General features: G+C 72.2%; 13 protein-coding genes. 3 read left to right on the forward strand and 10 right to left on the reverse strand.

What is annotated here, in order from left to right:
- Positions 1-41: 41 nt before the first annotated feature.
- Positions 42-902, reverse strand: a complete 861-nt coding sequence (rpsB, locus tag O145_RS05660; RefSeq protein ID WP_043560861.1) for a 30S ribosomal protein S2 — start codon at positions 900-902, stop codon at positions 42-44.
- A 583-nt stretch (positions 903-1,485) separates the two neighbouring features.
- On the opposite strand from rpsB, the gene O145_RS18980 reads away from it, so the two are divergent.
- The gene (locus tag O145_RS18980; RefSeq protein ID WP_084682402.1) at positions 1,486-2,112 is read left to right on the forward strand and encodes a M23 family metallopeptidase; all 627 of its coding nucleotides are present in this window, start codon (positions 1,486-1,488) and stop codon (positions 2,110-2,112) included.
- Between the two features lie 91 nt (positions 2,113-2,203).
- On the opposite strand, the gene O145_RS05670 is transcribed toward O145_RS18980, so the two are convergent.
- The 3 genes from O145_RS05670 to O145_RS05680 all read right to left on the reverse strand — a co-directional run bounded on the left by O145_RS05670 (position 2,204) and on the right by O145_RS05680 (position 5,130).
- Positions 2,204-3,190 (reverse strand): tyrosine recombinase XerC, encoded by a 987-nt coding sequence (locus O145_RS05670; protein WP_043560864.1) that lies wholly within the window; start codon positions 3,188-3,190, stop codon positions 2,204-2,206.
- Positions 3,191-3,253: 63 nt separating this feature from the next.
- Positions 3,254-3,892: a response regulator transcription factor gene (locus O145_RS05675; protein WP_043560867.1), complete on the reverse strand. Its 639-nt coding sequence runs from the start codon at positions 3,890-3,892 to the stop codon at positions 3,254-3,256.
- Positions 3,889-5,130 carry a sensor histidine kinase gene (locus O145_RS05680; protein WP_084682403.1) on the reverse strand — a complete coding sequence of 414 codons (1,242 nt, stop codon included), beginning with the start codon at positions 5,128-5,130 and terminating at the stop codon, positions 3,889-3,891. The genes O145_RS05675 and O145_RS05680 overlap by 4 nt, the downstream gene beginning before the upstream one ends.
- Before the next feature lie 151 nt (positions 5,131-5,281).
- Here O145_RS05680 and O145_RS05685 point away from each other — a divergent pair, with 151 nt between their 5' ends.
- Entirely contained in the window at positions 5,282-6,001 is a 720-nt protein-coding gene (locus tag O145_RS05685) for an ABC transporter ATP-binding protein (protein ID WP_229118376.1), read from the forward strand.
- Between the two features lie 3 nt (positions 6,002-6,004).
- Positions 6,005-7,408: an FtsX-like permease family protein gene (locus O145_RS05690; protein ID WP_043560871.1), complete on the forward strand. Its 1,404-nt coding sequence runs from the start codon at positions 6,005-6,007 to the stop codon at positions 7,406-7,408.
- 180 nt (positions 7,409-7,588) lie between these two features.
- Here the strand turns inward: O145_RS05690 and O145_RS05695 are convergent, their stop codons facing one another.
- The 6 genes from O145_RS05695 to lepB form a co-directional block, all read right to left on the reverse strand.
- Positions 7,589-9,160 (reverse strand): DNA-processing protein DprA, encoded by a 1,572-nt coding sequence (locus O145_RS05695; protein WP_229118377.1) that lies wholly within the window; start codon positions 9,158-9,160, stop codon positions 7,589-7,591.
- A complete protein-coding gene (locus tag O145_RS05700) occupies positions 9,157-10,731 on the reverse strand; it encodes a YifB family Mg chelatase-like AAA ATPase (RefSeq protein ID WP_043560874.1) in 1,575 nt (524 codons plus the stop codon). The genes O145_RS05695 and O145_RS05700 overlap by 4 nt, the downstream gene beginning before the upstream one ends.
- Entirely contained in the window at positions 10,728-11,282 is a 555-nt protein-coding gene (locus tag O145_RS05705; protein WP_229118378.1) for a YraN family protein, read from the reverse strand. Before O145_RS05705 ends, O145_RS05700 begins: the two co-directional genes overlap by 4 nt.
- A 31-nt stretch (positions 11,283-11,313) precedes the next feature.
- Positions 11,314-11,619, reverse strand: coding sequence for a DUF2469 domain-containing protein (locus tag O145_RS05710; RefSeq protein WP_043560876.1), 306 nt, complete (start codon positions 11,617-11,619; stop codon positions 11,314-11,316).
- Positions 11,620-11,727: 108 nt separating this feature from the next.
- Positions 11,728-12,468, reverse strand: a complete 741-nt coding sequence (locus O145_RS05715; protein WP_043560879.1) for a ribonuclease HII — start codon at positions 12,466-12,468, stop codon at positions 11,728-11,730.
- Positions 12,465-13,635 (reverse strand): signal peptidase I (gene lepB / locus O145_RS18985; protein WP_229118379.1); only part of this gene is annotated, 1,171 nt, incomplete at its 5' end. The genes O145_RS05715 and lepB, both read right to left, overlap by 4 nt.

A 13,635-nucleotide genomic window follows, 5' to 3' on the forward strand; every position in this document is an offset into this window, starting at 1 on the left:
GTGTGTCTGTGACCGGCTGTGCTCGCCGGCAGGCGGGGCGCTCAGGCCTGCCCGCTCGGCTCGGCGACCGGCTGCTCGGGGGCGGCGGCCTGCTCAGCCTGCTCGGGCTGCCCGGCCTCGGCGCCGGCCAGGAGGGCGGCCTCCCACTCGGGCAGCGGCTCGGCGTCGGGCGCAGGGACCTCGGCCTCGGCACCCGTGCGGGCGCGGCCGGCGGAACGGGCGACGAGGCCCTCGGCGGCGGCGTCGGCGATGACGCGGGTCAGCAGGCTGACGGCGCGAATGGCGTCGTCGTTGCCGGGGACGCCGTAGGTGACCTCATCGGGGTCGCAGTTGGTGTCGAGAATAGCGACGATGGGGATGTTCAGCTTCCGGGCCTCCGAGACCGCCAGGTGCTCCTTCTTGGTGTCCACCACCCACACCGCGGCCGGCAGCCTGGACATGTCGCGGATACCGCCGAGGGTCTTGACGAGCTTGTCCTTCTCACGGCGCATCATGAGCAGCTCCTTCTTGGTGCGGCCGGAGCCGGCCACGTCGTCGAAGTCGATCTGCTCGAGCTCCTTCATGCGGTCCAGGCGGGTGCGCACGGTGGAGAAGTTGGTGAGCATGCCGCCGAGCCAGCGCTGGCTCACGTACGGCATGCCGACGCGCTGGGCCTGCTCGGCCACGGCGGCCTGAGCCTGCTTCTTGGTACCGACGAACAGGATGGTGCCACCGCGGGCGACGGTCTCCTTGACAAAGTCATAGGCGGTGTTGATGCCCTCGACGGTCTGCTGGAGGTCGATGACGTAGATGCCGTTGCGCTCGGTGAGGATGAAGCGCTTCATCTTGGGGTTCCAGCGGCGGGTCTGGTGGCCGAAGTGGACACCGCTCTCAAGGAGCTGACGCATGGTGACGATCGCCATGTCGGTCCTTTCGCGCGCAGTCCGGAGGTTGCCGGGTGCGCTGTGGGTCGTGGGGCGGTTGCCCACCGGTCTCGGCGGCGCCCCGGTATTAATGGTTCCTCCCCGTTGACCGGAGGGCCCGCGCGGCGGGCCGCGGCTCCGTCCCGGCGGAGGCCGGGAGGATGGGGCCTGGTGCCCGCGACGCGCTGCCACCCTCGCCGCCCGGATGCTCATCCAGACGGTTCAGGACCTCGGCCGCGACGCCCGAAAGGAATCCCCGCGCCCGAGTCGGACTGAGCCGGTGGGCGCGGGCGCGAGCACGCGAAGTCAGCCGCCCCCGGTCGGCGCCGAACCCGTTCAGGGCCGCTCCAGGCCGATCCAGAACCGATCCAGAACCGGTTCGCGCAGACCACAGGCGACTGCGACGGTGAGACTACCACAGCACTTATGACGATTCCGCACCGATCCGGGAGAATCTCGGGAGCGCGGGGATGTCGTTCCCATCACCTCACCGGGCTCCACAGGCGCCCGGGGCACACCGCCCTCCACGGGGCTCGACGCCGTCGGGTGCGCCGTCCGGGACCCCCGGGGCAGCCTGATGGGCATGAGCACCGCGCACGCCTCCGCGCCGTCGTCGTCGGCCCGGCGCCGCCGGCCGCCACCGGGCCGCCGCGTTCGCCGTCTCGCGGCGGGCCTGGCCCTCGGCCTGCTGCCGCTGTCCGCCACCGGACCGCCGCCCGGCACCGCGCCGGCGCAGAGCCCGGGCCTCCCCGCGGCGGTCGTCGCGCGGGCGCCGGCTCCCGCACCGCGCCCCCGCTACGGGTGGCCGACCGGCGCCCCCGCGGAGGTGGTTCAGGGCTTCGATCCGCCCGCGGTGGTCTGGGGCTCGGGGCACAGGGGCGTGGACCTGTCCCTCGCGGCCGGGTCGCCGGTGCTCGCGGCAGGCGCCGGGACCGTGGCCTTCGCGGGCGCGGTCGCGGGCCGCCCGGTGGTCTCCATCGACCACGCCGACGGGATCCGCACCACCTACGAGCCGGTCGAGCCCTCGGTGGCGGCCGGGGACGCTGTCGCGCGCGGGCAGGTCATCGGCACGCTCGTCGCGGGGCACCGCTCCGACGGGGTGGACGCGCTCCACTGGGGGGCGCGCACCGGACCGAAGAGCTACGTCAACCCGCTGCGCCTTCTGCGGCCCGCCGTCATCCGCCTCAAGCCGCTGGAGGCCGGGCGGTGAGCGCGGCCGGGCCAGCGGGCCGGGCGGTGAGCGCGGCCGGGCCGGCGGGCCGGGCGTCGGCAGGCGGTCAGAGCCGTCAGGAAGAGCCGGCTCAGGCCCGCGGAAAGGCCTGGGCGTACACCGACCGCAGGCGCTCGGCCGACACGTGGGTGTAGCGCTGGGTGGTGGCCAGGGAGGCGTGGCCGAGCAGCTCCTGGACGCTGCGCAGGTCCGCCCCCCCGTTCAGGACGTGGGTGGCGGCGCTGTGCCGCAGCCCGTGCGGCCCGAGGTCGGGCACGCCCGCGAGCGCGGCCGCGCGGTGAACGACGTCGCGCACCGCGCGCGGGTCGAGGCGCCGTCCGCGCGCCCCGACGAAGAGCGCCCCGCCTGCCGCCCTGAGGGCGATACGCCCGCGCACCGCCAGCCAGTCCTCCAGCGCCCTGGACGCGGGCGCCCCGTAGGGCACGGTGCGCTCCTTGTCCCCCTTGCCCAGCACGCGCATGGTGCGGCGGGAGCGGTCCAGGTCGGCGACGTCGAGGCCGCACAGCTCCGAGACGCGCACCCCGGTGGCGTAGAGGAGCTCCAGGAGGGCGACGTCGCGCAGCGCCACGGCCCGTGCAGCGCCCTGCCCGCCCTCCTTCGAGGCGCCCTCCGCCGGGAGCGCGGCCTCCTCGGCGCGGCGCGCGGCAGCCGCCAGCAGCGCCCGGGCCTGCTCCTCGGTCAGGACCGCCGGCAGCCGGCCGTCGGCCCGGGGCGAGCGCAGCCGGGCGGCGACGTCGGCGGCGAGCAGGCCGCCGTGGTGCGCCCAGGCGGAGAAGGTCCTCGCCGCGGCCGAGCGGCGCGCGATCGTGGCCCGGGAGCCGCCGGAGGCCGACATCTGCGCCAGCCAGGCGCGCAGGTCGGCCAGGTCGAGGCTGGCCAGGGCCGGGGCGACCGGCTCCTCGGGGCCTTCCCCGACGCCGAGGAAGGTCAGCAGGTCCGCGAGGTCGCCGAGGTAGGCGCGCACGGTGTGCCCGGACAGGCCCCGCTGCAGCGACAGGTGACGGGCCCACGCCTCGCTCAGCTCGCCGCGGGTGCGCGGCCGGACCGGATCGCTCATGGGGGCAGGCTATCCCGGGTTCTGCGACGGTAAGGCCGGGCCCCGGGGCGAGTAGTGCGCCGTCTACCCGTTGAGCGCCTTGTAGAGGGTGAGTGCGAGCGCAGTACGATCACGCGCATCGAGCTTGCGGAGGAGCGCTGAGACGTGATTCTTCACCGTGCCCTCGGCCAGCACGAGCCTGGTCGCGATCTCGGTGTTCGTCAGGCCCTTGGCGACGAGCTCCGCAACGACGCGCTCGGTGCGGGTGAGGATTACCAGCGCATTGTTCGTCGGCGTAGTGGCGTGCAGAGCCGCACGGGCGACACGCGGGTCGATGACCATCCCGCCGCGAACGACGGCGCGCAGAGCGATGGCGACTTCCTCCACAGACGTGTTCTTGAGCAGGAAACCAGAGGCGCCGGCGGACAGTGACGCCTGCACGAGCGCATCGTCGTCAAAGGTCGTGAGGATGAGGACCGGGATCTGGGGATACGTGCGCGCGCAGTGGGCGGCGAGCTCGACTCCGTCCATGCGCGGCATGCGCGCATCGGCGAGGATGACGTCGACCTCTGTGTCGGCAAGTGCGTCGAGGGCCGCGTACCCGTCCTTCGCCTGAGCGGTTACCTCGATGCCGTCGACGGTTGACAACAGCATGACCAGCCCTCGTCGAATCAGCTGCTGGTCCTCAACCAGTAGGACACGCACGGACTCCGCGTCATTCATAATGTGATGTCCTGCCGCTCGCCCGCTGCCTGGTTGCTCAACGGTACGCTGATCTCGAGCCGGAAGAGCTCTCCTACTCGGTGCGCCCGAAGTCGTCCTCCGCGCTGTGCTGCGCGATCGGAGAGTCCTCTGAGCCCGAAACCGAAGTCCGGTACTCCGTCGGGCGCGTCCGCGCCGGCGTCGCGGCCGAAGTCGTTGGTGATACTCAGATCGATTCGGCGATCGCGGCTGGTGAGCTCGATGTGGACGCTTCGCGCCCGGCCGTGCCGGAGCGCATTCGTCAGCCCTTCCTGGACAGCGCGATACATCAGGAGAGCGGTTCCATTATCGTTGGCGAGCTCGTGATCCGCCGTCTCATCCCCGCTGACGTCAACGGTCAGTCCGGTGCCCCGGAACGATTCCGCGATGAGCTCGAATGCGGCGAGCCCGCGCGCTGCGGCGTCTCGGACGGGGCTCAGGGCCCTGACCCAGGTCCTCATCTCGGCAAGCACCTCGTCTGCCGTGTTCTTCGCGGTGCGGATCTCCTCCCAGGCCTGATCCTCATCGGTTGATCGCACGCGTTCGGCCAGCTCAAGACTCATCGAGACGAGTGTCAGCCGGTGACCGAGCCCGTCGTGCAGCTCGCGGGCGCTGCGTGAACGTTCGTCCGACAGGAGGAGCTCCTTCTCAACCTCGGAGGCGTGCTGCAGGCGGTTGATGATTCTTCGGTCGGCCTCCCGCCGCTGCTCGAACCCGCGCAGGGCGATGCCCAGCACGATTCCGAAGCACAGGGCGACTGCCGCCGGTACGACGTTGACCAGCGCCTGGCCCGCGGCCGCGGCGAGTGTATGCCTTGGTCCGAGCCGCTCCGAGACCAGGAGGATGAAGCCCACTGCGGAGATCCAACTCGTGGCGTGGACTCCCGCGCGCGGCGAGACATCGACGACGGCGAACGCCACGACGAGCAGGAGGACCGGCAGGGTGAAGCCCAGGGTCCCGAACACCGCAACGGGGGTGGCCAGCATGACTGCAACGGCAGTCGCGGCGATCCCGTGGCCGGACTGGACCAGCCTGGGGCGCAAGAGCCACAGCGCCCCGATCATCGGCACCAGCGCAAGCCAGGTGACCGCGACGAACAGTCGCTCGCCCGTGCGCGTGTAGTCGATGATGCGCAAGATGGCGGCCAGGGCGAGGCAGCACAGGGCGACCGCCTGGAGCGCCACCAGGGTGCGATCGATGTTCCTGCGCCCAGAGCCCATGCCTCGCAGTATAGGGCTGTACGCGCCCGGAAACCCGTGACCGGGGTCATGACTCAACTCGTGACCACAGCGGGTAGAGACGGCTCCGCCGTCTGCATCAAAATCATGGCCGGCAGACGAAAATGTAGAGGAAATAATGAGGACCGTTTCAGTGCCCACGCTCAGCGCCCATGCAGTACAGCGGTTGATCACGACGGGCCAGACCAGGACAGAGGTGCTTCAATGCTGTGACCTTGAGCTGCGTGGTACCGGCCTGACAGCCGTGGTAGGCCATTCCGGCTCAGGAAAATCATCGTTTCTCATGTGCCTCAGCGGGCTGGACAAGCCAACGTCGGGCACTGTTGTGCTCAACGGCCGCGATATCTACCGGCAATCCCGAGCCCAGCGGGCGCGCATGCTCCGTCAGGAGATCGGATTCGTCTTCCAGCAGTACAACCTTGTTCCGTTTTTGAGCGTCGAGGAGAATATCTCACTGCCGTTTCAACTCAACCATGTAGCCATCCCCCGCGACGCGGTAGATCGGCTGATTGACTCCTTCGGGCTGGGGCGCCGGCGGAAGGCCCCTGCGAGAACACTCTCGGGCGGCGAGCAGCAACGCACTGCCCTGTGCCGCGCTCTCGCACTACGCCCCAGCATCGTCTTCGCCGACGAACCGACCGGCGCCCTGGATTCGCAGAGCTCCCAACTCGTCCTGTCAACGCTGCGTCGTATGGCCAATGAGGGGCAGATGATCGTCATGGTCACCCATGACCTCTCGGCTGCCGCCCTGGCCGATTCCATTGTCATCATGCACGACGGTCGGACCGTTAAACATTTAGGTGCAACCAACAGCCGGCAGCTGTTGGGCCTGATGACCGGGCTGAGGGCGTGAACGGTGCAGCGCTACGTCTTCCGCATGTTCGCTGACGAGTGGCGGCAGTGGACGCCTGCCATCGCAGTCGTCACGGTGATCACGGCGATGATCGGCCTGTGCGTCCATCAGTTCGCCTGGACAGGCGATCCGCGGTTCCGTGCCGCTGTCACGGCCGCAGGCGTGCCTGTCGAAGAATTTCAGATCCTCTCAGTCACGATCTACACCGTCGTTGCACTCATCGCCTGGGTAAGTCTGACGATTGTCGGCAGAGCCTCGGTTCACTCGACCCAACACACCTATGCGCTGTGGCTGCTGCTCGGGGCATCTCCCTCGACCGTGTTCACAGCAACGCTTATCGTCCTGCTCGTCGTTGCCGCATGCGGGGCGGTCCTGGGGACGGTGGTCTCGACAATCGCTGGCTTCTGGGCGATCCCAGCATTTAATAAAGCGTTTGCGAGCGGCCTCGATCTGCCTTCTTTCACACTATCAGTCTGGGCTCCGCCGGTAACGGTCGCCGTGGCTGTCGCCACGACGCTCGTCGGCGGCCTTCTCCCGGCACGTCGCGCCTCGCAGACACCACCGAGCGCAGCCCTTCGCCATCTCGACAGCGCCGCCAGCCGCAAACCCGCTGGGCGGTTCCTCCGTATCAGCGGCGGTGTCGTCTTCCTCCTCCTCAGCATTGGTCTTGTCGTCGCCGCCCGGTTCTCTGAAACGCTTGGAACCATCGGCCCGGGACCCATGTTCAATCTTTCCGTCGATGCCGGCGGCTGTACCCTTATTGCGGTGTACCTCTTGTGCCCTGAGATCGTCTCCTCCGTCTTGCGGGTCATTCATACGGTGCTCGATCGCGCCAGGCTTCGCGTGCCGGCCCTGGGCGCGCGGTCGGCGGCGGACCGCGTCTCGCAGAGCGTGACGACAATTGCCCCGCTGGCCGCTGGGATGGGAGGCATCGGGCTGCTTCTATGTGCCATTAAATCTGTAACGTCATACATCGAGACCGTACAGCCGGGGACCCCGACCGATCTCACCGACGTCTGGACCATCGTTGCCGTCATCGCGGTATCTATGCTCGCCACAAGCGCAGCGGTGATCGCACTCTCTGCGCGCGGACGAGGACATGAAATCGCCCTACTTCAAGCAAGCGGCATGCAGGAGCAGCAGATCTACGCAATGATCGCAGCAGAGACCCTCACCATGTCGGTCGCCGCTATCTTGACAGCATTGATCCCAGTTGCAGCTGGCGGTGTCGTTTGCGCACTCGTGACACACGCTGCAACGGGCAAGTATATTGTCGTATGGCCGCTTGAGATGCTGGTTTCCGGCTTGTTCGTCTCCTGGGCTGTGCTCTTCGCCATTGTCGCCGCACCGGCTATGGCACCAGTTCGCAACGGGCCGGCAACGTATCTCCGTGAGCAGGGTGTCTGACATACCGCCGTCAAGCGAGTCGCAAGGGGCCGGCTCGGAGGAGGCCTGCCTCGTCGGCGCAGATTCTGCCGCTCGCCCCTTTCTCCTCGTGACAGCGTCCGGGGCGCGCCACCGGCGAAGGCCCAGGTCCTTCATCGGTACGGGTCGGGCAGGCCCTCTCCTGCGGACGAGCGCAGTCCCTCACCGGTCGGTGCGTCGGCGCCAGCGCAGCCCGTCTCGCCTCACGTGCCCGGACAGCTCGAGCAGTCCGAGCGCGGAGACCACCTCCTGCTCCGACCGGCCCGCCGCCCGCGCCAGCGCCTCGACACCCGCCGAGCCGTGCGCGGGCAGGGCGTCCATGACCACTGAGGCATCCCCCGTCAGCCCGTCGAGCAGCCCGGCGCCGGCGTTGCCGGGGGCGGCCGCGCGGGTGGCCTCGGGATCGACTCCGCCCAGGGGGACGACGAGCTCGAGGGCGTCCTCGGCGTCGGTGACGCACACCGCGCCGTCGCGCAGCAGCCGGTGGCAGCCGACGGACTCCATGGAGGTCACCGGACCGGGCACCGCGCCGAGTCCGCGGCCCAGGTCGCGGGCGTGCCGGGCGGTGGACAGGGCCCCGGAGCGCCAGGCCGCCTCGACGACGACTGTGGCCCCGCCCATGGCCGCAATGAGGCGGTTGCGCGTCAGGAAGCGGTGGCGGCCGGGCTGGCAGCCCGGAGGGACCTCGGCGACGAGGGCGCCGGTGTCGATGACGGCGCGCAGCAGGTCGGCATTGCCCGCCGGGTAGAGCCGGTCCACTCCCCCGGCGCTCACCGACAGCGTCGGGCCGGCGCGCAGGGCGCCGCGGTGGACCGCGGCGTCGATGCCGAAGGCGCCCCCGGAGATGACGACGACGCCACGGGCCGTCAGCTCGGAGGCGATCTGGGCGGCGACGCGCTCCCCGTACTCGGTGGAGGCCCTCGACCCCACCAGGGCCAGGGCCCGCCCGGTGCCGGGGCCCGCGGCGACCAGGTCAGCTCGGGTGCGCGACGCGCCGGCGTCGGGCCAGGAGGCCGGCGCCGTCCCGCCGGTCGCGCCGTCCGCCCCGCTGACCGCGTCGCCGTCGCCCGGCACCAGCAGGGCCGGGTCCCCGCGGACCCACAGGCAGTGGGGCGGGTGCTCCAGGTCGTCCAGGCCGGTGGGCCACCACGGGTCGCCGGGCAGGACGAGGCTTCCGCCGAGCCGCTCCAGGGTCTCGAGCTCGCGGCGGATGTCCAGGCCGGTCAGCCTGGGCGCCCAGCGCGCGGCCGCCCTGCTCCATGCGGCACGGGCCCTGGCGGCGTCGCCGCGCGGCGCAACGGGCGGGCGCGGCGCTGGGCGCGGTCGGCCCTCGCGGTCCAGGGCCTCGTCCAGGAGCCAGGCGAGCCCCGCTCCGGCGCCCAGGGCCCCGACCAGGGCGCAGGCGGCGTGGTCGGCGGGCTCGGCCAGCCGGGACCAGGTGGCACGCGCCAGGGCCTCGTCCCGGATGGTGTAGGGCGGCCCGTGGCGCCGCGGGCGCGGCCCGCTCGTCCCCGGCGCCGGGTCGGGGACGGCGGCGGTGCGGGCTGGCTCGGCCGCACCAGGAGGCTCGCCCAGAGCCGCACCGGGCGGCTCGTCCGGAGCAGCAGCGGGCTCCGCGGCGGCCAGGGCGGTGGCCGTCTCTGCGGAGTCGGCCGGGACGGCCGGATCGGCTGGGCCCGCCGGGCCGGCGAGGTCAGCGGTGCCTGCCGGGCCTGCCGGATCGGTCGGGATCATGGGCGCGCTCCTCTCATGCGCAAGGCCAGGGCGCCCCCGAGGTCGGAGGCGGAGGGGGCGGGGCGGGCGGCGAGGTCCGCCAGGGTCCAGGCCAGGCGGAGCACCCTGTCCACGCCGCGCAGGGTGAGATCGCCGCGGTCCAGGGCGGCCATGAGCGGCGCCAGCAAGGCGGGGTCCATCCCGCAGGCGGGCGAGCGCAGCCAGGAGCCCGGCACCTGGCCCGTGAGCCGCCAGGGCGTGTCCGCGAGCCGGCGGGATGCGCGCGAACGGGCCCGCGCCACGCGCGCAGCGACGGCCGCGCTGGGCTCTCCCGCGCCGCCCGAGGCCAGGTCCCGGGCGGTGACCGCGGCGACCTCGACCTGGATATCAATGCGATCCAGAAGCGGACCCGACAGGCGCGAGAAGTAGCGCCTGCGCTGCAGGGACGTGCAGGTGCACTCCAGCCCGCGTCCCCCGCCCTTGCCGCAGGGGCAGGGGTTGGCCGCCAGCACCAGCTGGAAGGCGGCGGGGAAGGCCGCCCGCCCGCCGACCCTGTCGATGGTCACCGAGCCGGTCTCCAGGGGCTGGCGCAGGCAGTCCAGGACACCGCCTGGGAACTCCGGCGCCTCATCGAGGAAGAGCACCCCGCGGTGGGCCAGCGAGACGTCGCCCGGCCTGGGCGTGCCGCTGCCGCCCCCGACGACCGCGGCCCTGGTCGCGGTGTGGTGCGGGGCCCGCAGGGGCGGGGCGGTCAGCAGGCCGGTCTCGGGGTCGAAGGTGCCCGCCAGGGAGTGCAGGGAGGTGACGGTCACGGCGTCCTCGTCGCTCAGCAGGGGCAGGATCGAGGGCAGGCGCTCGGCCAGCATGGTCTTACCGGCGCCGGGCGGGCCCACCAGGAGAAGATGGTGGCCGCCCGCGGCGGCGACCTCCAGGGCGTGGCGGGCCTCGGCCTGCCCGACGACATCGGCCAGGTCGAGGACGCGGTCGCCCTCCGGGCGGGGCTGCGGGGCGCGGGGCTGCTCGCAGCGCCGGCGGGCCCGCTCGACGACGGCGCGGGCGCGCGGAGGCAGGGCGCCGCCGTAGTCCTCGACGAGCTCGCCAATGTGGTCGACCGCGCGCACTCGCGCCCCGGGGACGAGGGAGGCCTCGCGGGCGGCGGAGGCGGCCACGATGACGTCGGGCACGCCGGCCTCCACGGCCGTGCGCACGGCGGGCAGGATGCCGCGCACGGGGTGGACGGAGCCGTCCAGGCCGAGCTCGCCGATGTAGACGGTGCGGTCCAGCACCGCCAGGGCGCGCCCGGGCAGCAGGTCGCGCGCCCCGAGCACCGCCAGGGCCAGGGCCAGGTCGAATCCGGTGCCGGTCTTGCGCACGTCCGCCGGGGACAGGTTGACCGTCAGGCGCTGCTCGCCCCAGGTGACGCCGCAGACGGTCAGGGCGGCCCGCACGCGCTCGCGCGACTCGCGCACGGCGGCGTCGGGTAGTCCCACCAGGGTGAAGCCGGGCAGGCCCGGGCCCGAGTGGGCCTCGACGTCGACGAGGTGGCCCTCCAGGCCGGTGAGCGTCACGGCGAGGGTGCGCGCCAGGCTCATAATGCGCCCACCCCGCGGTGGTGGCGCAGGTCGGCGGGCCGGTCCGGGTGCAGGAGCACGGAGACGACGTCGAGCCGCAGGCCGCCGTGGGGGACGGGGTGGCGCGCCGCCCAGGCGGCCGCGAGGACGCGCAGGCGCGCGAGCTTGCCGGCGCTGACGGACGCGGCGGGCGGCCCGGCGCTCAGGGTCGTGCGGGTCTTGACCTCGACGACGACGAGGGCGGGCGCGCGCCCGGACACGGGCTCCAGGGCCACCAGGTCGAGCTCGCCGCGCAGCCCGGCCCCGGGGCGCCAGTTGCGGTCCAGGACCCGCCAGCCGCGGTCGTCGAGGTACCGGGTCGCGATGTCCTCGCCGCGTCGGCCGATGGCCGCGCGCCCGGAGGCCGCGACGGACCGGGGAGCGGGCCCGGGGGCGGGTGTCGTGGTCACGGGGATCACCTCCGCCACCAGGGTGCGCGGCGGGAGGGGGATCGCGCGAACGACGCCGTCGAGCCCGGTGGGCAGGACCCGCACGGGCAGCATCGTGCAGCCCTGAGACGTGCGCTGAGTCACACCATGATCGCGGCGCGGTCAGGCCGCGCGGTCAGGAGGGGATATCCATCTCCGGCTTGGTGAGCTCCTCGACGTTGACGTCCTTGAAGGTGACGACGTGGACGGACTTCACGAAGCGGCTCGAGCGGTAGATGTCCCACACCCAGGCGTCCTCGAGGCTGAGCTCGAAGAAGACCTCGCCGCCGTTGGTACGCACCTGGACGTCGACGGCGTTGGTCAGGTAGAAGCGGCGCTCGGTCTCCACGACATAGGAGAACAGTGAGACAACGTCCCTGTACTCGCGGTACAGGTCCAACTCCAGGTCGTTCTCGTAGGACTCGAGGTCGTCAGCGCTCATTGACCCATCATGCCCGTCCAGGCTGTGCGGCCAGAGCAGGCACCGGTGGCGCGTCGCACTCAGCCGATGGCGTACCGATAACAAGCAGATCACAACCCGGCAGCAGGCTCATCGCGCTGCATCCGCGGAGGCGTCCAGCCCGGGAAGGCGCCAGGAGCGGCGGTGCTGGTCGCTCGCGCCGAGGCGGGCCAGGCCCTCGATGTGGGCCGCGGAGGCGTACCCCTTGTTGGCCGCCCAGCTGTAGCCCGGGTCGGGCAGGTCCGCCATGAGGCCGTCGCGCTCGACCTTCGCCAGGACGGAGGCCGCGGCGACGACGGCGCAGCGGGCGTCCCCCTTGACCTCCATGCGCACGGGAGGAGTCAGGCGAGCGGGCAGGGCAGGTGCGCCACCCGCCGCCGTGTCGCCCGCATCGGCGCTCCCGGCGAGGGAGCCGAGCAGGTCGGGGCCCGGTTCGGTGAGCCAGTCCGCCGTGCCGTCGAGGATGATCGCTCCGGGCAGGTGATTGCGCAGGGCCACCCGGGCGAGAGCCCGCCGTCCGGCAAGCCGCAGGGCTCCGACGATGCCGAGCGCATCGATCTCAGCGGGCGCGGCGTGGGCCACGGCCCAGTCGAGGAGCCAGGCGCGGCACGGCTCCACCAGGGCCTCTCGGCGGCGGGGGGTGAGCTGCTTGGAGTCGGCCAGGGTCGTGGGGAAGGCGTCCAGGGTCCGGCGTCCGACGACGGCCAGGCCGACGGTCACCGGACCGGCCAGGGAGCCGCGGCCGACCTCGTCCATGCCGCCGACCAGCTCGTGGCGCGCGAGGAGCTCTGCCTCCACGGCGCGGTCGGGGCGGAGCCGCCGTGCGGTCAACTGGGATCGTCCGGGACGCCCTTGAAGACCGCCTCCCCGTCGTCGAGCGAGTCCCAGTGGCCCACCGGCCACACGACATTGGTGGCCACGCCGACGACGTCCGTCACCGGCACTGCGCCGCCGTGCGGGTCGTCCTGGTGGAAGCGGGAGTCCGAGGAGTTGGAGCGGTTGTCCCCCATCACCCAGACGCAGCCCTCGGGCACGACCACGTCGAAGGGCACCGAGGACGGGGCGGAGCCCTGCCTGACATAGGTCTCGTCCAGCGGGACGCCGTTGACGCTCAGGGCGCTGGTGCCGTCGGCCGTGATGTGGTCCCCGGCCACGCCGATGACCCGTTTGATGAGGTGGTGTCCCGAGTTCTTGGGCAGCAGACCGGTCAGGATGAGGCCGTTGCGCACCAGCCCCTGGAGCCCGGTCGGGTCCTTGGCGTCGAGCCAGCCGCCCGGATCCGAGAAGACGACGACGTCTCCGCGGTGGATGCTGTGGGCGTCGTACATGCGCACGGCGACCTGGTCCCCGGTCTGCAGGGTGTCCTCCATCGAGCCGGACGGGATCTCGAAGGTCTGATAGATGTGGGTCTTGATGAAGGCTGACAGGGCGATGACGACCAGGACGACGACGATGGTGGACAGCCAGCTGCGGCGCGGCCGGGCCTCCGAGGCGCTGTCCTCCTCCTGCCCGGGGATCGGCAGGGGGCGGGGACGCCGGGTGGGCGGGTATGAGGGCGGCAGGTCGACGGGCTCCTCGGCCTCGGACCCCTCGCTGTCAGCGCCTTCATCCGCAGGCTCCTCGGCATCCGTCGTCACCTCCGCCCCGGCATCATCAGGGCCCTCGGCCGCGTCGCCGGCCTCGGCGACGTCGGCATCCGCAATGGAGGCGGGCGTCGTCTTCACGTGCTCGGACTCGGCCGAGGCGACAACCGGCTCAGCCGACTCGGTCTCCCCCGGCCCGGGCTCGGCCGGCTCAACCGCACTCGTCTCAGGCTCGGCCTCGACCGGCCCAGCCTCCTCAGGCTCGGTCCCGACCGGCCCGGACGCCTCGGGCTCCGGCCCGGGCTCAGCAGGAGTAGCCACCGAATCGGGCCCCGCCGGCTCGGCGGGAGCAGCCGCAGGCTCGGGCTTCACGGCCCCGGCCACCGACTCATCCCCGGAGCCGGCCGACCCGGCC

Origin of the sequence: Actinomyces israelii DSM 43320 (assembly GCF_000711965.1) — a bacterium.
GTDB classification, from domain to species: domain Bacteria; phylum Actinomycetota; class Actinomycetes; order Actinomycetales; family Actinomycetaceae; genus Actinomyces; species Actinomyces israelii.